General features: G+C 39.9%; 27 protein-coding genes and 1 pseudogene. All 28 read left to right on the plus strand.

Annotated features, from left to right (window positions below; genetic code table 11):
- Positions 1-122 precede the first annotated feature (122 nt).
- Positions 123-3746 (plus strand): DNA-directed RNA polymerase subunit beta', encoded by a 3624-nt coding sequence (rpoC, locus tag GZ63_RS0103520; protein ID WP_029266914.1) that lies wholly within the window; start codon positions 123-125, stop codon positions 3744-3746.
- A 205-nt stretch (positions 3747-3951) separates the two neighbouring features.
- Positions 3952-4206, plus strand: a complete 255-nt coding sequence (locus GZ63_RS0103525) for a ribosomal L7Ae/L30e/S12e/Gadd45 family protein (RefSeq protein WP_029266915.1) — start codon at positions 3952-3954, stop codon at positions 4204-4206.
- Between the two features lie 158 nt (positions 4207-4364).
- Positions 4365-4778 carry a 30S ribosomal protein S12 gene (rpsL, locus tag GZ63_RS0103530; RefSeq protein ID WP_029266916.1) on the plus strand — a complete coding sequence of 138 codons (414 nt, stop codon included), beginning with the start codon at positions 4365-4367 and terminating at the stop codon, positions 4776-4778.
- Between the two features lie 36 nt (positions 4779-4814).
- On the plus strand, positions 4815-5285 hold the full coding sequence (gene rpsG, locus GZ63_RS0103535) for a 30S ribosomal protein S7 (RefSeq protein ID WP_029266917.1): 471 nt from the start codon (positions 4815-4817) through the stop codon (positions 5283-5285).
- Positions 5286-5327: 42 nt separating this feature from the next.
- Entirely contained in the window at positions 5328-7406 is a 2079-nt protein-coding gene (gene fusA / locus GZ63_RS0103540; protein WP_029266918.1) for an elongation factor G, read from the plus strand.
- Positions 7407-7520: 114 nt separating this feature from the next.
- Entirely contained in the window at positions 7521-8711 is a 1191-nt protein-coding gene (tuf, locus tag GZ63_RS0103545; RefSeq protein ID WP_029266920.1) for an elongation factor Tu, read from the plus strand.
- A gap of 311 nt (positions 8712-9022) precedes the next feature.
- On the plus strand, positions 9023-9331 hold the full coding sequence (gene rpsJ, locus GZ63_RS0103550; protein ID WP_029266921.1) for a 30S ribosomal protein S10: 309 nt from the start codon (positions 9023-9025) through the stop codon (positions 9329-9331).
- Between the two features lie 30 nt (positions 9332-9361).
- Positions 9362-9991: a 50S ribosomal protein L3 gene (gene rplC / locus GZ63_RS0103555; RefSeq protein ID WP_029266922.1), complete on the plus strand. Its 630-nt coding sequence runs from the start codon at positions 9362-9364 to the stop codon at positions 9989-9991.
- Between the two features lie 26 nt (positions 9992-10017).
- The gene (gene rplD, locus GZ63_RS0103560) at positions 10018-10641 is read left to right on the plus strand and encodes a 50S ribosomal protein L4 (protein ID WP_029266924.1); all 624 of its coding nucleotides are present in this window, start codon (positions 10018-10020) and stop codon (positions 10639-10641) included.
- Positions 10641-10928, plus strand: coding sequence for a 50S ribosomal protein L23 (rplW, locus tag GZ63_RS0103565; protein ID WP_029266926.1), 288 nt, complete (start codon positions 10641-10643; stop codon positions 10926-10928). Before rplD ends, rplW begins: the two co-directional genes overlap by 1 nt.
- A 27-nt stretch (positions 10929-10955) precedes the next feature.
- Positions 10956-11792, plus strand: coding sequence for a 50S ribosomal protein L2 (gene rplB / locus GZ63_RS0103570; RefSeq protein WP_029266928.1), 837 nt, complete (start codon positions 10956-10958; stop codon positions 11790-11792).
- A 56-nt stretch (positions 11793-11848) separates the two neighbouring features.
- Positions 11849-12127: a 30S ribosomal protein S19 gene (gene rpsS / locus GZ63_RS0103575; protein ID WP_029266929.1), complete on the plus strand. Its 279-nt coding sequence runs from the start codon at positions 11849-11851 to the stop codon at positions 12125-12127.
- Positions 12128-12145: 18 nt separating this feature from the next.
- Positions 12146-12487: a 50S ribosomal protein L22 gene (rplV, locus tag GZ63_RS0103580; protein ID WP_029266930.1), complete on the plus strand. Its 342-nt coding sequence runs from the start codon at positions 12146-12148 to the stop codon at positions 12485-12487.
- A gap of 3 nt (positions 12488-12490) precedes the next feature.
- Positions 12491-13146 (plus strand): annotated as a pseudogene (gene rpsC, locus GZ63_RS0103585) (30S ribosomal protein S3); the annotation flags it as partial.
- 6 nt (positions 13147-13152) lie between these two features.
- Positions 13153-13587: a 50S ribosomal protein L16 gene (gene rplP / locus GZ63_RS0103590; RefSeq protein WP_029266932.1), complete on the plus strand. Its 435-nt coding sequence runs from the start codon at positions 13153-13155 to the stop codon at positions 13585-13587.
- A complete protein-coding gene (rpmC, locus tag GZ63_RS0103595) occupies positions 13577-13777 on the plus strand; it encodes a 50S ribosomal protein L29 (RefSeq protein ID WP_029266933.1) in 201 nt (66 codons plus the stop codon). The genes rplP and rpmC overlap by 11 nt, the downstream gene beginning before the upstream one ends.
- A gap of 23 nt (positions 13778-13800) precedes the next feature.
- Entirely contained in the window at positions 13801-14064 is a 264-nt protein-coding gene (gene rpsQ, locus GZ63_RS0103600; RefSeq protein ID WP_029266934.1) for a 30S ribosomal protein S17, read from the plus strand.
- A 43-nt stretch (positions 14065-14107) separates the two neighbouring features.
- Positions 14108-14476, plus strand: a complete 369-nt coding sequence (gene rplN / locus GZ63_RS0103605) for a 50S ribosomal protein L14 (protein WP_029266935.1) — start codon at positions 14108-14110, stop codon at positions 14474-14476.
- Between the two features lie 37 nt (positions 14477-14513).
- On the plus strand, positions 14514-14825 hold the full coding sequence (rplX, locus tag GZ63_RS0103610; protein ID WP_029266936.1) for a 50S ribosomal protein L24: 312 nt from the start codon (positions 14514-14516) through the stop codon (positions 14823-14825).
- A gap of 25 nt (positions 14826-14850) precedes the next feature.
- Positions 14851-15390 (plus strand): 50S ribosomal protein L5, encoded by a 540-nt coding sequence (rplE, locus tag GZ63_RS0103615; RefSeq protein WP_029266940.1) that lies wholly within the window; start codon positions 14851-14853, stop codon positions 15388-15390.
- A gap of 29 nt (positions 15391-15419) precedes the next feature.
- The gene (locus GZ63_RS0103620; RefSeq protein WP_029266942.1) at positions 15420-15605 is read left to right on the plus strand and encodes a type Z 30S ribosomal protein S14; all 186 of its coding nucleotides are present in this window, start codon (positions 15420-15422) and stop codon (positions 15603-15605) included.
- A gap of 28 nt (positions 15606-15633) precedes the next feature.
- Positions 15634-16032 (plus strand): 30S ribosomal protein S8, encoded by a 399-nt coding sequence (gene rpsH / locus GZ63_RS0103625; RefSeq protein ID WP_029266944.1) that lies wholly within the window; start codon positions 15634-15636, stop codon positions 16030-16032.
- 30 nt (positions 16033-16062) lie between these two features.
- On the plus strand, positions 16063-16599 hold the full coding sequence (rplF, locus tag GZ63_RS0103630; protein WP_029266945.1) for a 50S ribosomal protein L6: 537 nt from the start codon (positions 16063-16065) through the stop codon (positions 16597-16599).
- 32 nt (positions 16600-16631) lie between these two features.
- Positions 16632-16994 carry a 50S ribosomal protein L18 gene (rplR, locus tag GZ63_RS0103635; RefSeq protein WP_029266947.1) on the plus strand — a complete coding sequence of 121 codons (363 nt, stop codon included), beginning with the start codon at positions 16632-16634 and terminating at the stop codon, positions 16992-16994.
- Between the two features lie 20 nt (positions 16995-17014).
- Positions 17015-17518, plus strand: a complete 504-nt coding sequence (gene rpsE / locus GZ63_RS0103640) for a 30S ribosomal protein S5 (RefSeq protein WP_029266948.1) — start codon at positions 17015-17017, stop codon at positions 17516-17518.
- Between the two features lie 13 nt (positions 17519-17531).
- On the plus strand, positions 17532-17714 hold the full coding sequence (rpmD, locus tag GZ63_RS0103645) for a 50S ribosomal protein L30 (protein ID WP_029266949.1): 183 nt from the start codon (positions 17532-17534) through the stop codon (positions 17712-17714).
- Between the two features lie 31 nt (positions 17715-17745).
- The gene (gene rplO, locus GZ63_RS0103650; RefSeq protein ID WP_029266950.1) at positions 17746-18183 is read left to right on the plus strand and encodes a 50S ribosomal protein L15; all 438 of its coding nucleotides are present in this window, start codon (positions 17746-17748) and stop codon (positions 18181-18183) included.
- On the plus strand, positions 18183-19246 hold a 1064-nt coding region (gene secY, locus GZ63_RS0103655), incomplete at its 3' end, for a preprotein translocase subunit SecY (RefSeq protein WP_029266951.1). The genes rplO and secY, both read left to right, overlap by 1 nt.

The raw sequence follows: 19246 nt of genomic DNA on the forward strand, positions 1-19246 counted from the left end.
AGGTTGAAGTACTTAGTGATAATGTTAAAAAGGCATAAATGTACAATTTATCTGAACTGACATACAAAATGATAAGAAGATAAATTAGGGTGAAATCGGACAAAAAAAGGGAGGTAGGCCCCTTGTTAGATGTAAATAACTTTGAGTATATGAAAATTGGGTTAGCGTCATCAGAGAAAATTCGCTCCTGGTCTTATGGAGAAGTAAAGAAACCAGAAACGATCAACTATCGTACCTTGAAACCAGAAAAAGACGGTTTGTTTTGTGAACGTATATTTGGCCCGCAAAAGGACTGGGAATGTCATTGCGGTAAGTATAAGCGTGTACGCTATAAAGGAGTCGTTTGTGACCGGTGCGGAGTGGAAGTTACAAAGGCCAAAGTTCGTCGTGAACGAATGGGACATTTAGAACTTGCCGCTCCGGTATCGCATATTTGGTATTTTAAAGGGATCCCAAGCCGAATGGGTCTTGTTTTAGACATGTCTCCAAGAGCATTAGAGGAAGTTATCTATTTTGCTGCATATATTGTTACGGATCCAGGCGATACACCCCTTGAGAAAAAACAATTATTATCAGAAAAAGAATATCGTACTTATTACGATAAATATGGAAAATCATTTAAAGCCCAAATGGGTGCTGAAGCAATAAGAAAATTGTTGCAGGATATTGATTTGGATAAAGAAGTAGAAGCCTTGAAGGAAGAACTTAATACGGTTTCAGGCCAGCGTAGGACACGTGCAATCAGAAGGCTGGAAGTGATGGAGGCTTTTAGAAACTCTGGCAATGATACATCTTGGATGATTCTGGATGTTTTACCTATTATTCCTCCAGAGATCAGACCGATGGTTCAACTTGATGGTGGACGATTTGCAACTTCTGATTTAAATGATTTATATCGAAGAGTTATTAACCGAAATAACCGCTTGAAGCGTTTACTAGATCTTGGGGCTCCTAGTATTATTGTGCAAAACGAGAAACGGATGTTGCAAGAATCGGTAGATGCGTTAATTGATAATGGCCGTCGTGGCCGTCCGGTTACAGGTCCTGGAAACCGCCCATTAAAATCCTTATCACATATGCTAAAAGGTAAGCAAGGGCGTTTCCGTCAGAACTTACTAGGGAAGCGCGTGGATTATTCTGGACGATCTGTAATTGTGGTTGGTCCTAATCTAAAAATGTATGAATGTGGTTTGCCAAAAGAAATGGCTTTAGAATTATTTAAGCCATTTGTTATGAAAGAACTTGTTGAGCAAGGGATTGCTCATAATATTAAATCGGCAAAACGTAAAATTGAGCGTGTCCATCCAGATGTGTGGGATATTCTAGAAGAGGTTATCAAAGAACACCCTGTCATGCTTAACAGAGCACCAACTCTGCACAGACTGGGGATTCAAGCCTTTGAGCCTAAGCTAGTAGAAGGACGTGCAATACGTTTGCACCCTCTAGTCTGTACGGCATATAATGCAGACTTTGATGGTGACCAAATGGCAGTCCACGTTCCATTATCTGCTGAGGCACAAGCGGAAGCGCGTATTTTAATGCTTGCAGCGCAAAACATATTAAACCCTAAAGATGGAAAACCAGTTGTTACACCGTCGCAAGATATGGTTTTAGGTAACTATTATTTAACGCTGGAACGTAAGGGTGCAGTTGGTGAAGGAAGCATATTTAAAGATGCGGATGAGGCCTTAATGTCTTATCAAAATGGATATGTCCATCTGCATAGCAGGATTGCAGTAGATGCAGGCAGCTTGGACAACAAAACATTTACCGAAGAACAGCATGATCAATTGCTATTGACTACTGTCGGTAAATTAATCTTTAATGAAATCTTACCGGATTCGTTCCCGTATATAAACGAGCCAACGAATAGTAACTTGGAAGTAAAAACACCTGATAAGTATTTTGTAAACACGGACATTGATGTAAAAGAGGAAATAAAAAAACGTGAATTAATCGGTCCGTTTAAGAAAGGTATCCTCGGAGATATTATTGCAGAGGTCTTTAAGCGATTTAAAATCAGTGAAACATCTAAGATGCTGGACCGCATGAAAGACTTAGGTTTTGCTTATTCTACAAAAGCAGGGATGACTGTAGGTGTCTCTGATATCGTGGTGTTAGGGGAAAAGGAAAAGATTTTAGATGAAGCACAGACTAAAGTGGATAACGTACAAAAAACATTCCGTAGAGGTTTAATCACGGAGGAAGAGCGTTATGACAGAGTTATTGCAATTTGGTCTGATGCGAAAGATGAGATTCAAGACAAGTTGATGAAGTCCCTAAGTGACACGAACCCTATCTTTATGATGAGTGACTCAGGGGCGAGAGGTAACGCCTCTAACTTTACACAGCTTGCTGGTATGCGCGGTCTGATGGCAAACCCGGCTGGTGAAATAATTGAGTTGCCTATTAAATCCAGCTTCCGTGAAGGTCTGACAGTGCTAGAGTACTTTATCTCTACACACGGAGCACGAAAAGGTTTAGCAGATACAGCACTTAAAACAGCTGACTCTGGATATTTAACGAGACGTCTTGTAGACGTTGCGCAGGATGTTATTGTCCGTGAGGCGGATTGTGGTACAGACCGAGGCTTGAAAGTTTCTGCATTAACAGTAGGTACAGAGCTAATTGAGCCATTAATTGATCGTCTAATCGGACGTACTCTATTTGAAACAGTTAAACATCCTGAAACTGGGCAAATAATTGCTGAAGAAGATACAGTTGTATCTGAAGATCAAGCAAAACAAATTATCGATGCTGGTATTGAACAAGTAACCATTCGATCTGCATTCACTTGTAATACAAAACATGGCGTTTGTCAGAAGTGTTATGGACGCAACCTTGCTACGGGTGACGAAGTCGAAGTTGGTGAGGCTGTAGGTATTATTGCTGCACAATCTATTGGAGAGCCTGGTACACAGCTGACTATGCGTACATTCCACACTGGTGGTGTTGCAGGTGATGATATCACGCAAGGTTTACCTCGTATTCAGGAACTATTTGAAGCGAGAAATCCAAAAGGTCAATCTGTCATTAGTGAGATCTTTGGAACAATTGAAGAAATCAAAGAAGGAAAGGATAAGCAGGAAATTGTTGTTCAGGGCGAAGTAGAGCAACGAGAGTACACAGCTCCATTTAATGCTCGTCTAAAAGTATCTGTAGGTGATAAAGTAATTGCAGGGCAAGAATTAACGGAAGGCTCTGTTGATCCGAAAGAGCTATTGCGGGTACAAGGTGTAGAAGGAGTTCAAGCTTACTTGTTGCGCGAAGTTCAACGTGTATATCGTATGCAAGGTGTTGAAATTGGCGATAAACACGTAGAAGTAATGGTTCGCCAAATGTTGCGTAAAATCAGAGTAGTAGAGTCTGGGGATACGGATGTACTACCTGGTTCACTCCTTGAATTGCATCAATTCAAGGAGGCAAACCAAGAGGTGCTACGTGAAGGTAAACAACCAGCAGTTGGTAAGCCGGTGTTGCTAGGTATTACAAAAGCATCTCTTGAGACAGATTCCTTCTTATCAGCCGCATCCTTCCAAGAGACAACAAAAGTCCTTACAGATGCAGCCATCAAAGGAAAACGCGATGATTTATTAGGACTAAAAGAAAACGTCATTATCGGTAAGCTTGTACCAGCTGGAACCGGTATGCAGAGGTATCGTAAAATAGAAGCCGATGTAGATGATCCAGAGGCGGAAGCAGACGAAGCAGAAGAGACGGAAGAAACAACAGAAACGATTAAATAGTAAAATATGGGTTAGTGGGGGTTAGGCTTATCTAATTCCCCCTTTCCGATATCACTTTAATGAGATATACCTGAGAACTCAAATATTGACAAAAAGTTGGTAAGCACTTATGAAAAATAGTAAAATTTAAGTTGACATTAAAAAAAGGTAATGATACTATATTCAAGGTGCTCCGATTTATACTTGTTACTTTGGAGGATATGATATGTCTTATGAAAAAGTGAGTCAGGTTCAATCATACATGGTTATCGGAACCAAACAAACACTTAAAGCCATGAAAAAAGGTGGAATAAGTAAAGTGTTTATTGCTGATGATGCAGATCAACAATTAACACAAAGGGTAGTTCATTTAGCAAAAGAGCTAAATATACCTTGTGAACGTGTAGATTCAATGAAAAAGCTAGGAACTGCTTGTGGCGTTGATGTCGCTACATCTACAGCGGGTGTAAAACAGCATTAGTTTTGGCGTAGCAACGCGAAGACTTTGTTTTTTACCGGAAGATGAACCACCTGGATGTGTGGTATTAGCAAACCTGATAATGTAGATAGTTACTAGTTTTTAATTTTACACAATTCTAATGGCAGTATATGTAATAAAGAAGAAAGGAGGAAAATAAAATGCCTACAATTAATCAACTTGTTCGAAAAGGCCGTGTTAATAAGCCTAAAAAGTATGACTCTCCAGCGCTTAATAGAGGGTACAACAGTTTCAAAAAACAATTCACTAACCTTAACTCTCCACAAAAACGTGGCGTTTGTACTCGTGTTGGTACATTGACACCTAAGAAACCGAACTCAGCACTTCGCAAATATGCACGTGTACGACTATCAAATAATATGGAAGTAACTGCATATATCCCTGGAATCGGGCACAACCTACAAGAACACAGTGTTGTATTGCTTCGTGGAGGTCGTGTTAAAGACTTACCAGGTGTTCGTTATCATATTGTAAGAGGTGCGCTTGACACTGCAGGTGTAGAAGGACGTGCACAAGGCCGTTCTAAATACGGTGCTAAAAAACCCAAAAAATAAAAAGCAATTTAGATAAAAAAGAAAGGAGGGGGACATATGCCTCGTAAAGGACCAGTACCTAAGCGCGATGTCTTACCAGATCCGCTTTATAATTCAAAATTAGTTACCCGCTTAATCAATCAGGTAATGCTAGATGGTAAGCGTGGAATAGCACAAAAAATTCTTTATAAAGCATTTGAACTCGTAAAACAAAGAAGCGGTCAAGACCCGATGGAAGTATTCGAACAAGCAATGAAAAACGTAATGCCAGTACTTGAAGTACGCGCACGCCGAGTTGGGGGATCAAACTACCAAGTTCCTATGGAGGTTCGCCCTGAAAGACGTCAGGCATTAGGTTTACGTTATCTTGTTAATTATTCACGTCTACGTGGAGAAAAAACAATGGAAGATCGTCTAGCCAATGAGATTCTAGATGCATCAAATAATACAGGCGCTTCCGTTAAAAGACGTGAAGAATTGCATAAAATGGCAGAAGCGAATAAAGCATTTGCACATTATCGCTGGTAATAAAAACTACACTATAAGCTTTTATAGAAAGGAGAAGAATACATGGCAAGAGAGTTCTCCTTGGAAAAGACACGCAATATCGGTATCATGGCCCACATTGATGCGGGAAAAACCACTACTACAGAGCGTATTCTTTTCTATACAGGACGCATTCATAAAATTGGCGAAACACATGAAGGTGCTTCACAAATGGACTGGATGGAACAAGAGCAAGACCGCGGAATTACGATCACTTCTGCAGCTACTACGGCTCAATGGAATGACCATCGTATTAATATCATTGATACACCTGGGCACGTAGACTTCACAGTAGAAGTTGAGCGCTCATTGCGTGTACTCGATGGAGCGGTAACAGTTCTTGATGCACAGTCTGGTGTGGAACCACAAACTGAAACTGTATGGCGTCAAGCAACAACATACGGGGTTCCAAGAATTGTTTTCATTAACAAAATGGATAAGGTTGGCGCAGACTTCCTTTATTCTACTAGTACTTTGAAAGATCGCTTAGGAGCTAATGCGCATCCAGTGCAGATGCCAATTGGTGCTGAAGACAATTTTGAAGGTATTATTGACCTGATTAATATGGAAGCACATTATTATTTGGATGACTTAGGAAGAAAAGCTGAATCTCGTGAAATTCCGGATGAATATAAAGAGAAGGCAGAGGAATTGCGAGGAGACTTAGTTGAATCAGTAGCTGAGCTTGATGAAGATCTAATGATGAAGTACCTTGAAGGTGAAGAAATTTCCAATGACGAATTGAGAAATGCTATTCGCCGAGCAACATTAGCAGTTGAGTTTTACCCTGTCTATTGCGGCTCAGCATTTAAAAACAAAGGTGTTCAGCTATTGCTTGATGGCGTAATCGATTATCTGCCAGCACCAACAGACGTTGCAGCAATTGAAGGTATCGTTCCTGGTACAGAAGAAACAATTACACGTGAATCTAGTGACGATGCACCGTTTTCAGCATTGGCGTTTAAAGTAATGACAGACCCTTATGTTGGAAAACTAACATTCTTCCGAGTATACTCCGGAACATTAAATTCAGGATCCTATGTTAAAAACTCTGTAAAAGACAAAAGAGAGCGTATTGGAAGAATCCTGCAAATGCATGCAAACTCTCGTGAAGAAATTTCTACCGTTTATGCAGGAGAAATTGTTGCAGGCGTTGGTTTGAAGGATACATCAACAGGGGATACCCTATGTGATGAGAAGAACCTTGTTATTCTTGAATCTATGGATTTCCCTGATCCAGTTATTGGTGTTGCTATTGAACCAAAAACAAAGGCAGACCAAGACAAAATGGGTATTGCACTCGGAAAGCTAGCTGAAGAGGACCCAACATTTACTACCGAGACGAATGTTGAAACAGGTCAGACAATTATTTCTGGAATGGGTGAACTTCACCTAGATGTTATTGTTGACCGTCTAAAACGTGAATTTAAAGTAGAAGCAAATGTTGGTGCACCACAGGTTGCTTACCGAGAAACATTCCGAAGTGCAGCAGAAGTAGAAGGTAAGTTCATTCGTCAGTCTGGTGGACGTGGACAATATGGTCACGTTTGGGTTAACTTTGAGCCAAATGAAGAAGGAGCCGGTTTTGAATTTGTAAACAAAATCGTTGGTGGTGTTGTTCCTCGTGAATACATTCCTTCTGTCCAATCTGGTATTGAAGAATCACTTGAAAATGGTGTGTTAGCTGGTTACCCAATGATTGATGTTAAAGCTACACTATATGATGGAAGTTATCATGACGTTGACTCCAATGAAATGGCATTTAAGATTGCCGGATCAATGGCGTTAAAAGCAGCGAAAGATAAATGTAATCCTGTTTTATTAGAGCCGATGATGAAAGTGGAAATTGTTATCCCTGAAGAATACATGGGTGACATTATGGGTGACGTCACTTCACGTCGAGGCCGTGTTGAAGGTATGGAAGCTCGCGGACCAGCACAACTTGTTAAAGGATTTGTTCCTCTTTCAGAAATGTTTGGTTATGCAACTGCACTTCGCTCAAACACACAAGGCCGTGGAACGTTTACAATGGTCTTTGATCATTATGAAGAGGTTCCAAAAAGTATTGCTGACGAAATTATCAAGAAAAATGTCGGTGAATAATTGATTTTTTCACAGATGTAAAGTATAACAATGATTGGAGGCGTAGTTACATACATAACTGCGCTCTAAAATAAAATCAAAAAAACTTTTTTCAACCAAAGGGAGGAATTATAAATGGCTAAAGAAAAATTTGATCGCTCAAAAAGTCACGTAAACATTGGTACTATTGGTCACGTTGACCATGGTAAAACTACATTAACTGCTGCAATTACGACTGTAATGCACAAAAAATCAGGTACTGGTGGGGCAATGGCTTATGACCAAATCGATGGTGCACCAGAAGAGAAAGAACGTGGAATCACAATTGCAACTTCTCACGTTGAGTATGAAACTGAAACTCGTCACTATGCACACGTAGACTGCCCAGGACACGCTGACTATGTTAAGAATATGATCACAGGTGCGGCACAAATGGACGGCGCTATTCTAGTAGTATCTTCTGCTGACGGTCCTATGCCACAAACTCGTGAGCACATTCTACTATCTCGTAACGTTGGAGTACCATCAATCGTTGTATTCCTAAACAAAACTGATATGGTTGATGACGAAGAATTACTAGAGCTAGTAGAAATGGAAGTACGTGATCTATTAACAGAATACGACTTCCCTGGTGATGATGTACCAGTAGTTAAAGGTTCTGCTCTTAAGGCACTTGAAGGTGATGCAGAGTATGAAGAAAAAATTGTTGAACTAATGGCTGCTGTGGACGAATATGTTCCAACACCTGAGCGTGACACTGACAAGCCATTCATGATGCCAGTAGAGGACGTTTTCTCTATTACAGGCCGTGGTACAGTTGCAACTGGCCGTGTTGAGCGTGGTCAAATTAAAGTCGGTGATGAGGTTGAAATCATCGGTCTTGCAGAAAAAGCTGAGAAATCTACTGTTACAGGAGTTGAAATGTTCCGTAAGCTACTAGACTATGCTGAAGCTGGAGACAACATAGGTGCTCTATTACGTGGTGTTGCACGTGAAGATATTAAGCGTGGTCAAGTTTTAGCAAAACCAGGTTCAATTACTCCTCATACAAAATTTAAATCAGAAGTATACGTACTATCTAAAGAAGAAGGTGGACGTCACACTCCATTTTTCCAAAATTATCGTCCACAATTCTACTTCCGTACTACTGACGTAACTGGTGTTATTGAATTACCAGAGGGAGTAGAAATGGTAATGCCTGGAGACAACATTGAAATGGCTGTTGAACTAATTTCTCCAATCGCTATTGAAGACGGTACACGCTTCTCTATTCGTGAAGGTGGACGTACTGTTGGTTCTGGTGTAGTAACTAGCATTGAAAAGTAATAACTATTAATTAAAAAGCAGATAGCGGTGAAACGCTATCTGCTTTTTGTAATATTTTTTTTATGAAAAATCACTGCTATCCCTTGCATTTACACCTTTGAATTTGTATAATACATAGATGTGCAATCTAATAGATCTTTTTTGAAATTGGCTTGCAAAAGCCGTATACATTCTTTATAATGAGAATGTTGGCTAAATGGGCGATGAAATGAAAGGTTGTTGACACACCCGGCCCCTTTGCCATGGCGGGTGGTCGAGAAATTTTCATGGAGAATGTCTGTTTTAAAATAGGCGACGAAGGAGGGAAAGTAATGGCAAAAGAAAAAATTCGAATTCGGTTAAAGGCTTATGACCATCGCATCTTGGATCAATCATCCGAGAAAATTGTAGACACTGCGAAACGTTCCGGTGCAAATGTTTCTGGACCGATTCCACTACCTACAGAAAAGAATGTTTACACAGTGCTACGTTCAGTGCATAAGTATAAAGATGCGCGCGAACAGTTCGAAATGCGTACACATAAGCGATTAATCGATATTGTTGATCCAACACCAAAAACTGTTGATTCGTTAATGCGTCTTGACTTACCATCCGGTGTGGATATTGAAATTAAATTATAATAGGAATGTTTAATATAGGAGGTGTAACGGATGACGAAAGGAATCTTAGGTCGTAAAATCGGCATGACTCAGCTTTTTTCAGATAATGGAGAACTAACTCCTGTAACAGTAATCCAGGCTGAGCCCAATGTAGTTTTGCAAAAAAGAACAATCGAAAATGATGGCTATGAGGCACTACAAATCGGATTTGCTGATAAAAAAGGATCACGTACAAATAAAGCGGAAAAAGGTCATGCTGAAAAAGCAAATACAGCCCCTAAGCGCTGCGTTCGTGAAATCCGTACCGCGAATCTTGATGAATATGAAGTTGGTCAAGAAATCAGCGTAGAAGTTTTTCAAACTGGCGATAAAATTGATGTGACAGGAACAACGAAAGGTAAAGGTTTCCAAGGTGCTATCAAACGTCACAATCAACATCGTGGACCAATGAGTCACGGTTCCCACTATCACAGAGGACCGGGTTCAATGGGGCCGATTGATGCTAGTCGGGTTTTCAAGGGGAAGAAACTTCCAGGACAAATGGGTTCTGAACAAGTAACTATTCAAAACCTAGAAATAGTTAATGTAGATGCAGAGAAAAATCTTTTATTAATTAAAGGAAACGTACCTGGAGCAAAAAAATCTTACGTTAAAATCACAAGTACAATAAAGGCTAAATAATTATATATACGAAGGGAGGATATGTCATGCCTAAAGTAGCACTTTTTAAACAAGATGGATCACAAGCTGGAGATGTAGAACTAAATGAATCTGTTTTTGGAATTGAGCCAAATGAACATGTATTGCGTGAGGCGGTAGTTATGCAGCAAGCCTCTTTAAGGCAAGGTACTCATGCAGTGAAAAACCGCTCTGAAGTTAGAGGCGGCGGCCGTAAACCATGGAGACAAAAAGGAACAGGTCGTGCTCGTCAAGGTTCTATTCGCTCCCCTCAATGGGTAGGCGGTGGTACTGTGTTTGGCCCAACACCACGTAGCTACAGCTATAAGTTACCAAAAAAAGTACGACGTTTAGCATTGAAATCAGCACTTTCTTCTAAAGCGAAAGAAGATAATCTCGTTATTTTAGAAAGTCTTTCATTCGATGCGCCAAAAACAAAGCAAGTAATTAACATGCTTGACGGTCTTAAAGTAGACGGGAAAACATTAATTGTAGTCTCCGAGAAAGACGAAAATGTAATTCGCTCAGCTAGCAATCTTCAAACAGTAAAAGTACTTACTGTGGAAGAAGTAAATGTATTAGATTTACTTATGCATGACAAGTTGATCCTAACAAAGGATGCAGCTGATAAAGCAGGGGAGGTGCTTGCATAATGGCAGATCTACGTGATATTATTAAGCGCCCGGTAATTACAGAACACTCTGCTGATCTAATGGGAGAGAAAAAATACACGTTCGAAGTAAGTCCAAAAGCAAACAAAACAGAAATCAAAACTGCTGTTGAAACTGTTTTTGGTGTTAAAGTTCTTAAAGTCAACACAATGAATATAAAAGGTAAGTTCAAGAGAATGGGCCGTTATGGCGGTTACCGTTCAGATCGTAAAAAAGCTATCGTTCAACTTTCGGAAGATAGTAAAGAACTAGACTTCTTTGAAGGTTAATATAGGAATAGAAAGGGAGGGAAAAAGATGGCTATCAAAAAATTTAAACCAACATCGAATGGATCTCGTAACAAATCTGTTTTAGACTTCACAGATATTACAACCGATACTCCAGAGAAATCTTTATTAAGCTCAAAAAGTAAACGTGGCGGTCGTAATAACCAAGGCAGAATTACTATGCGTCATCAAGGTGGTGGGCATAAGCGCCAATATCGTTTAATTGATTTTAAACGTGACAAAGATGGAATACGAGGACGCGTTGCTACAATCGAGTACGATCCAAACCGTACTGCAAATATTGCTCTAATTAACTATGTTGATGGAGAAAAACGCTATATTTTAGCTCCAAAAGGGCTGAAAGTTGGGCATATGATTGAGTCTGGTGAGAATGCTGATATTAAAACAGGTAACGCTCTGCCACTCGGAAGTATCCCGGTAGGTACTATCATTCACAACGTAGAATTAAAACCAGGGCGTGGTGGACAATTAGCTCGTTCGGCAGGAGCTGAAGCACAAATCTTAGGTCGTGACGGCAAATATAGCTTAGTACGTTTATCTTCTGGTGAAGTTCGTTTAATACTTACAACATGTCGCGCTACAGTTGGCCAAGTAGGAAATATTGAACATGAACTTATCACTGTAGGTAAAGCGGGACGTTCACGCTGGTTAGGCAAGCGCCCAACTGTACGAGGATCTGTTATGAACCCAATTGATCACCCGCATGGCGGTGGTGAAGGACGTACACCAATTGGACGTAAATCACCTCTATCACCTTGGGGTCAACCAACAATTGGCTACAAAACAAGACATCGTAATAAAGCATCAAATAAATATATTGTTCGTGAACGTAAGCGCAAAAAATAACGAATGTAGATGATTAAAGTAATATTCGTTCCCCAACTCTGAAAGGAGGTTTATCCATGGGTCGTAGCTTAAAAAAGGGACCTTTCGCAGATGATCACTTATTAACGAAAGTTGAAAAATTAAACGATAGTGATAAAAAGCAAGTTATTAAAACATGGTCACGTAGATCAACTATTTTCCCAGCATTTGTTGGTCATACTATAGCTGTATATGACGGACGTAAACACGTACCTGTATATATAACAGAAGATATGGTCGGACATAAGTTAGGTGAATTTGCGCCAAGCCGTACGTTTAAAGGGCATAGTGGCGATGACAAGAAAACAAAACGCTAATGAGAGGAGGCACTCAGCATGCAAGCTAAAGCCGTTGCTAAATCTGTTCGTATAGCTCCTCGTAAAGTTCGTTTGGTTATCGATTTAATTCGAGGAAAAGAAGTAGGCGAAGCAATTGCAATCCTGCGCCATACACAACGTGGTGCTTCTCCAGTTGTAGAGAAACTTTTAAACTCTGCAATTGCAAACGCAGAGCACAATTACGAAATGGATCCAGATAACTTAGTAATTTCAGAGGCATTTGTAGATGAGGGTGCAACATTGAAACGTTTCCGTCCACGTGCACAAGGACGTGCAAGTAAAATCAACAAACGCACAAGCCACGTAACAGTGGTTGTTACAGAAAAGAAGGAGGGATAGTTAGTGGGTCAAAAAATAAATCCAACCGGTCTTCGTGTCGGTATTATTCGTGACTGGGAGTCCAAATGGTATGCAGGCAAAGATTATGCAGATCTATTGCATGAAGATATCAAAATAAGAGAATATCTTGAAAATCGTCTTAGCACTGCTGCAGTTTCATCTATTGAAATTGAACGTGCGGCAAATCGCGTGAATATTACAATTCACACTGGAAAACCTGGTATGGTTATTGGGAAAGGCGGTTCTGAAGTAGAAGCGCTACGTAAATCTTTAAACAGTCTAACAGGCAAGCGTGTTCACATAAATATTGTTGAAATTAAAAAAGTTGATCTTAACGCACAGTTAGTTGCAGAAAATATTGCTCGTCAACTAGAAAACCGTATTTCATTCCGTCGTGCTCAAAAGCAAGCAATCCAACGTGCAATGCGTGGAGGGGCAAAAGGAATCAAAACTCAAGTATCCGGACGTCTAGGTGGAGCAGATATCGCTCGTGCGGAACATTACAGTGAAGGAACTGTACCACTACACACACTTCGTGCTGACATTGATTATGCTCATGCGGAAGCTGATACTACTTATGGTAAGCTAGGTGTCAAAGTGTGGATTTATCGTGGAGAAGTCCTTCCAACTAAAAACAAAAACTAAAGGAAGGGGGCAGATGCATTATGTTAATGCCTAAACGTGTTAAATATCGCAAACAACATCGTGGTCGTATGAAAGGCCGTGCAAAAGGTGGAACGACAGTAGCATTCGGTGAATACGGACTGCAAGCTACTGAAGCTACATGGATTACAAGCCGTCAAATTGAGGCTGCTCGTATTGCAATGACTCGTTATATGAAACGTGGCGGTAAAGTTTGGATTAAAATATTCCCAGACAAACCATACACTGCAAAACCCCTCGAAGTTCGTATGGGTTCCGGTAAAGGTGCTCCAGAAGGATGGGTTGCAGTAGTAAAACCAGGAAAAATCTTGTTTGAAATCGCTGGTGTATCAGAAGAAGTTGCACGTGAAGCGTTGCGTCTTGCTTCTCATAAACTACCGATAAAAACTAAATTTGTAAAACGCGAAGAAATTGGTGGTGAAAGCAATGAAGGCTAATGAAATTAGAGAATTAACCACTGCCGAAATTGAACAAAAAGTGAAATCATTAAAAGAAGAGTTATTTAACTTACGCTTCCAACTTGCAACAGGACAACTGGAAAACACAGCACGGATTCGTCAAGTGAGAAAATCAATTGCCCGTATGAAAACAGTTGTACGTCAGCGTGAAGTTAGTGTAAATAACTAATCTAGAGAGGAGGCTAGCCTCAAATGAGTGAACGTAATAATCGTAAAGTATACACTGGTCGTGTTGTATCGGATAAAATGGATAAAACAATTACCGTTTTAGTTGAAACTTACAAGTTCCACAAATTATACGGTAAGCGTGTTAAGTATTCCAAGAAATTCAAAACGCATGATGAAAATAATCAAGCTAAAACAGGTGACATCGTTCGCATTATGGAAACTCGTCCGCTATCTGCAACAAAGCGTTTCCGTTTAGTCGAAATCGTTAAAGAAGCGGTAATTATATAAATAAAGTTCGCTCGGAATGTAGCCGAAGGGAGGTCACAGCGGTATGATTCAACAAGAAACTAGTTTAAAAGTGGCAGATAACTCTGGTGCACGTGTATTACAAGCAATTAAAGTGCTAGGTGGCTCAGGTCGTAAAACTGCTAACATTGGCGATGTAATTGTATGTACTGTAAAACATGCAACACCAGGAGGCGTTGTCAAAAAAGGTGAAGTTGTAAAAGCTGTTATTGTACGATCCAAAACTGGTGCACGCCGAAAAGATGGTTCTTATATTCGTTTTGATGAAAATGCTGCGGTAATCGTTCGTGATGACAAAAGTCCAAGAGGTACTCGTATCTTCGGACCAGTTGCACGTGAATTACGTGATGCAAAATTCATGAAAATCGTATCTCTAGCACCAGAAGTATTATAAGCCGTAATGAAAAGCCTTGTAAGGAGGTGCGTTAAGCATGCATGTAAAAAAAGGTGATAAAGTAAAAGTGTTATCCGGTAAAGACCGTGGAAAAGAAGGGACTATTCTCGAAGCATACCCAAAAAAAGAACGTGTTCTAGTTGAGGGTATTAACATGACAAAAAAACACGCTAAACCTTCTCAGGATAATCCACAAGGTGGAATTCTTAACCAAGAAGCACCAATTCACGTTTCTAACGTAATGCCAATTGATCCGAAATCTGGCGAACCAACTCGAGTTGGATATGAAGTGCAAAATGGTAAGAAGGTCCGTATCGCTAAAAAATCCGGTGAAGCGTTAGATAAATAGTTTCATGCGAAAGGAGGGCGACATGATGAATCAACTTAAACAAAAATACCAAGATGAAATCACACCATCTTTGATGAATAAATTTAATTATAAATCGGTTATGCAGGTCCCAGCAATAGAGAAAATAATTATTAACATGGGTGTTGGGGATGCTGTTCAAAACTCAAAAGTACTAGATAATGCAGTAGAAGAGCTTGCATTAATTTCTGGTCAAAAACCAATGATCACACGTGCGAAAAAATCAATTGCTGGCTTCCGCCTGCGTGAAGGAATGCCTATTGGTGCAAAAGTAACACTACGTGGTGAGCGTATGTATGAATTCCTACAAAAGCTTATTTCAGTGTCACTTCCACGTGTTCGTGACTTCCGTGGTATTTCTAAAAAGGCATTTGATGGCCGTGGTAATTATACATTGGGTGTAAAAGAACAGTTAATTTTCCCTGAAATTAACTATGATAAAGTAAATAAAGTGCGTGGTATGGATATTGTAATTGTAACAACTTCCAATACAGACGAAGAAGCGCGTGAACTTTTAGCTCAGCTGGGCATGCCTTTCCAAAAATAAGCTTAGAGCTAATACAAGGAGGGAAAATCGTGGCTAAAAAAGCAATGATTGCAAAACAAAAACGCCCACAAAAGTATCGAGTACGTGAATATACACGTTGTGAGCGATGTGGCCGTCCACATTCTGTAATTCGCAAATTTAAACTATGCCGTATTTGTTTCCGCGAACTTGCCCATAAAGGTCAAATTCCTGGTGTCAAAAAAGCAAGCTGGTAAACCCCGTAAGGGAAGGAGGTAATGAGTAATGGTAATGACAGATCCAATCGCAGATATGCTAACTCGTATTCGTAATGCTAACATGGTGCGCCATGAAAAATTAGAACTTCCGGCTTCTAAGATGAAGAAGGAGATCGCTGATATTCTTAAACGTGAAGGTTTTGTGCGTGATTATGAATTCATTGAAGATAATAAGCAAGGTGTTCTGCGCATTTTCCTTAAATACGGTGCAAACGAAGAGCGCGTAATTACGGGAGTTAAGCGTATTAGTAAGCCAGGACTACGTGTTTATGCCAAAGCAAATGAAGTACCACGAGTACTTAATGGCTTAGGAACAGCTATTGTATCGACTTCAAAAGGTGTGTTATCCGATAAAGAAGCACGTTCGCAAGCTGTTGGTGGCGAAGTGCTAGCGTATGTTTGGTAATTAACATTTTAAAGACAGGAGGTGCATGGAATGTCTCGTATAGGACTTAATCCGATTCAAATCCCAGAAGGTGTAGAAGTAAAGTTCGATGATAACACTGTTACTGTTAAGGGCCCTAAGGGGGAGTTAACAAGAACACTGCACCAGGATATTAAAATCAATGTTGAAGATAACACAATTACATTTGAGCGCCCTAGTGACCATAAAGCACACCGTGCATTGCACGGAACAACACGAAGCCTCATCAATAACATGATCGAAGGTGTTCATAAAGGCTTTGAAAAACAGCTTGAAATTATTGGTGTTGGTTACCGAGCGCAAAAACAAGGTAATAAAACTACAATAAATGCAGGTTATTCTCATCCGGTTGAAATAGAGCAACCAGAGGGCATTGAAATAGAAGTACCTAAAAACACACAAATTGTTGTTAAGGGTATTGATAAAGAATTAGTTGGCGCTGTTGCTGCTAACATTAGAGCCATTCGCTCACCGGAACCTTATAAAGGAAAAGGTATTCGTTACATGGGTGAAAATGTACGCCAAAAAGAAGGTAAAACTGCTAAGTAAGACTAGTTAGGAAGCGGAAAGGAGTGACCTAAATGATCACAAAGCCTGATAGAAATTCCGTGCGTAAAAGAAGACACGCTCGTGTCCGTAAAAATCTTTATGGTACGGCTGAACGACCTCGTTTAAATGTATATCGTTCAAATAAAAACGTTTATGCGCAATTAATTGATGATATCAATGGAGCAACATTAGTAAGTGCATCTACAATGGATAAGGAATTCAGTAATAAGAACACAGGTAATGTAGAGGCTGCTAAACAAGTCGGTGAATTGATTGCAAAACGTGCCCAAGATAAAGGTTATAAAACAGTTGTGTTTGATCGTGGAGGCTATCTATATCATGGACGTGTAAAGGCAATCGCAGATGCTGCTCGTGAGGCAGGTCTTGAATTTTAATTGATAAAGGAGGGACATAGATGCATACAAACATTGATCCGAATAAACTAGATATTGAAGAACGTGTAGTTACGATCAACCGGGTAGCTAAGGTTGTTAAGGGTGGACGTCGTTTCCGTTTTGCTGCATTAGTAGTAGTCGGTGATAAAAATGGCCATGTAGGTTTTGGTACAGGTAAAGCTTTGGAAGTACCAGAGGCTATTAAAAAGGCTGTTGATGATGCAAAGAAAAACTTAATTGAAGTACCAATCGTAGGAACAACAATACCACATGAAATTCATGGCCGATTCGGTTCAGGTAACGTGTTAATGAAGCCTGCTGCAGAAGGTACAGGTGTTATTTCAGGGGGACCAGTTCGTGCAGTGCTTGAGCTTGCTGGAGTTGGTGACATTTTAACGAAATCACTTGGAGCTAACACACCAATTAATATGATTCGCGCAACATTAAATGGTCTTACTAACTTAAAGCGCGCAGAAGACGTAGCTAAATTACGCGGGAAGTCCGTAGAAGAACTGTTAGGATAAGGAGGGATATATTATGTCTAAAAAATTAGAAATCACCCTCAAGCGCAGTGTTATTGGCAAAAAAGAAGGGCAAATAAAAACTGCTCAAACACTAGGACTTAAAAAAGTAAATGATATCGTTGTACGAGAAGATTCCCCTGCAGTCCGCGGGATGTTGAATAAAATTTCTCATATGGTAACGGTAAAAGAAATTTAGTTTTGATAAAGCGTAAAGAGGAGGTGCTCGCATGAAACTACATGAATTGAAATCAGTAGAAGGACGCAAACAGCGCAACCGTGTTGGTCGTGGTATGTCATCTGGAAATGGTAAAACATCAGGTAGGGGACATAAAGGACAAAAGGCACGTTCAGGTGGCGGTACACGTGTGGGATTTGAAGGTGGTCAACTACCACTATTCCAACGTATGCCTAAACGAGGATTTACAAACATTCATCGTAAAGAATTTGCCATTGTTAATCTAGATGCGCTAAATCGCTTTGATGAAGGTACAGAAATCACACCTGAGTTGTTGCTAAATGAAGGTGTCATAAAGAACCAAAAGGCCGGTATTAAGGTGCTAGGAAACGGTTCTGTTGAGAAAAAATTTACTGTGAAAGCAAATAAATTCTCTGCTTCAGCTAAAGAAGCAATAGAAGCAGCGGGCGGTAAAACAGAGGTGATCTAATGTTCCGCACAATCTCCAATTTTATGCGCGTAGGTGACATTAGGCGGAAAATTATTTTTACCCTATTAATGTTGATCGTTTTCCGTCTAGGCACATTTATTCCAGTGCCATTCACTAATAAACAGGCCATCGACTTTATGAACCAACAAAACGTTTTTGGGTTCCTAAATACATTTGGAGGTGGGGCATTACAGAACTTTTCCATTTTTGCAATGGGAATTATGCCTTACATTACTGCCTCGATTATCATACAATTATTGCAAATGGATGTTGTACCTAAATTTGCGGAATGGAAAAAGCAAGGGGAAATGGGCAGGAAAAAACTAGCTCAAGTTACCCGGTACGGTACAATCATTCTTGCATTTATCCAGGCAATTGCTATGTCTATTGGCTTTAATGCTATGGCTGGCGGTTTATTGATTGCCGATCCTAGCATTACCAAATTCTTGGTTATAGCTATCGTACTAACAAGCGGAACAGCATTTTTAATGTGGTTAGGCGAACAAATTACAGCCAATGGCGTAGGCAACGGTATTTCAATTTTAATTTTTGCAGGGATCGTTGCAGCAGTGCCAAATGGTGTAAAACAATTATACAGTCAGTATTTTATCAATCCTGGCGATGAGCTGTTTATTAATATCGTGATTGTATCACTTATTGCATTAGTTGTAGTTGCAGTAGTTGTTGGTGTTATTTTTATCCAACAAGCTCTACGGAAAATCCCAATACAATATGCAAAAAAACTTGTGAATCGGTCGCCTGTCGGGGGACACTCAACACATTTACCTCTTAAAGTAAATGCTGCAGGAGTTATTCCAGTTATTTTTGCTATTGCATTTATTATAGCACCTCGTACGGTAGCTAGTTTCTTTGAAGGGAGTAAAGTTGCTTCTACAATCGAAATGATCTTTGACTATACCCAACCTATTGGTATGGTATTATATGTAGTTTTAATTATTGCCTTCACTTATTTTTATACTTTTGTTCAAGTGAATCCAGAACAAATGGCTGAAAACTTACAAAAGCAGGGTGGATATATTCCGGGGATCCGACCTGGAAAAAA

This window comes from Virgibacillus alimentarius, from assembly GCF_000709085.1.
GTDB classification, from domain to species: domain Bacteria; phylum Bacillota; class Bacilli; order Bacillales; family Amphibacillaceae; genus Virgibacillus_B; species Virgibacillus_B alimentarius.

What these genes read in the sequence shown, in the direction of transcription:
- GZ63_RS0103525 (WP_029266915.1), top strand. Translation starts at nt 3,952, where the DNA reads ATGTCTTATGAAAAAGTGAGTCAGGTTCAATCATACATGGTTATCGGA.
- rpsL (WP_029266916.1), top strand. Translation starts at nt 4,365, where the DNA reads ATGCCTACAATTAATCAACTTGTTCGAAAAGGCCGTGTTAATAAGCCT.
- rpsG (WP_029266917.1), top strand. Translation starts at nt 4,815, where the DNA reads ATGCCTCGTAAAGGACCAGTACCTAAGCGCGATGTCTTACCAGATCCG.
- fusA (WP_029266918.1), top strand. Translation starts at nt 5,328, where the DNA reads ATGGCAAGAGAGTTCTCCTTGGAAAAGACACGCAATATCGGTATCATG.
- tuf (WP_029266920.1), top strand. Translation starts at nt 7,521, where the DNA reads ATGGCTAAAGAAAAATTTGATCGCTCAAAAAGTCACGTAAACATTGGT.
- rpsJ (WP_029266921.1), top strand. Translation starts at nt 9,023, where the DNA reads ATGGCAAAAGAAAAAATTCGAATTCGGTTAAAGGCTTATGACCATCGC.
- rplC (WP_029266922.1), top strand. Translation starts at nt 9,362, where the DNA reads ATGACGAAAGGAATCTTAGGTCGTAAAATCGGCATGACTCAGCTTTTT.
- rplD (WP_029266924.1), top strand. Translation starts at nt 10,018, where the DNA reads ATGCCTAAAGTAGCACTTTTTAAACAAGATGGATCACAAGCTGGAGAT.
- rplW (WP_029266926.1), top strand. Translation starts at nt 10,641, where the DNA reads ATGGCAGATCTACGTGATATTATTAAGCGCCCGGTAATTACAGAACAC.
- rplB (WP_029266928.1), top strand. Translation starts at nt 10,956, where the DNA reads ATGGCTATCAAAAAATTTAAACCAACATCGAATGGATCTCGTAACAAA.
- rpsS (WP_029266929.1), top strand. Translation starts at nt 11,849, where the DNA reads ATGGGTCGTAGCTTAAAAAAGGGACCTTTCGCAGATGATCACTTATTA.
- rplV (WP_029266930.1), top strand. Translation starts at nt 12,146, where the DNA reads ATGCAAGCTAAAGCCGTTGCTAAATCTGTTCGTATAGCTCCTCGTAAA.
- rplP (WP_029266932.1), top strand. Translation starts at nt 13,153, where the DNA reads ATGTTAATGCCTAAACGTGTTAAATATCGCAAACAACATCGTGGTCGT.
- rpmC (WP_029266933.1), top strand. Translation starts at nt 13,577, where the DNA reads ATGAAGGCTAATGAAATTAGAGAATTAACCACTGCCGAAATTGAACAA.
- rpsQ (WP_029266934.1), top strand. Translation starts at nt 13,801, where the DNA reads ATGAGTGAACGTAATAATCGTAAAGTATACACTGGTCGTGTTGTATCG.
- rplN (WP_029266935.1), top strand. Translation starts at nt 14,108, where the DNA reads ATGATTCAACAAGAAACTAGTTTAAAAGTGGCAGATAACTCTGGTGCA.
- rplX (WP_029266936.1), top strand. Translation starts at nt 14,514, where the DNA reads ATGCATGTAAAAAAAGGTGATAAAGTAAAAGTGTTATCCGGTAAAGAC.
- rplE (WP_029266940.1), top strand. Translation starts at nt 14,851, where the DNA reads ATGAATCAACTTAAACAAAAATACCAAGATGAAATCACACCATCTTTG.
- rpsH (WP_029266944.1), top strand. Translation starts at nt 15,634, where the DNA reads ATGGTAATGACAGATCCAATCGCAGATATGCTAACTCGTATTCGTAAT.
- rplF (WP_029266945.1), top strand. Translation starts at nt 16,063, where the DNA reads ATGTCTCGTATAGGACTTAATCCGATTCAAATCCCAGAAGGTGTAGAA.
- rplR (WP_029266947.1), top strand. Translation starts at nt 16,632, where the DNA reads ATGATCACAAAGCCTGATAGAAATTCCGTGCGTAAAAGAAGACACGCT.
- rpsE (WP_029266948.1), top strand. Translation starts at nt 17,015, where the DNA reads ATGCATACAAACATTGATCCGAATAAACTAGATATTGAAGAACGTGTA.
- rpmD (WP_029266949.1), top strand. Translation starts at nt 17,532, where the DNA reads ATGTCTAAAAAATTAGAAATCACCCTCAAGCGCAGTGTTATTGGCAAA.
- rplO (WP_029266950.1), top strand. Translation starts at nt 17,746, where the DNA reads ATGAAACTACATGAATTGAAATCAGTAGAAGGACGCAAACAGCGCAAC.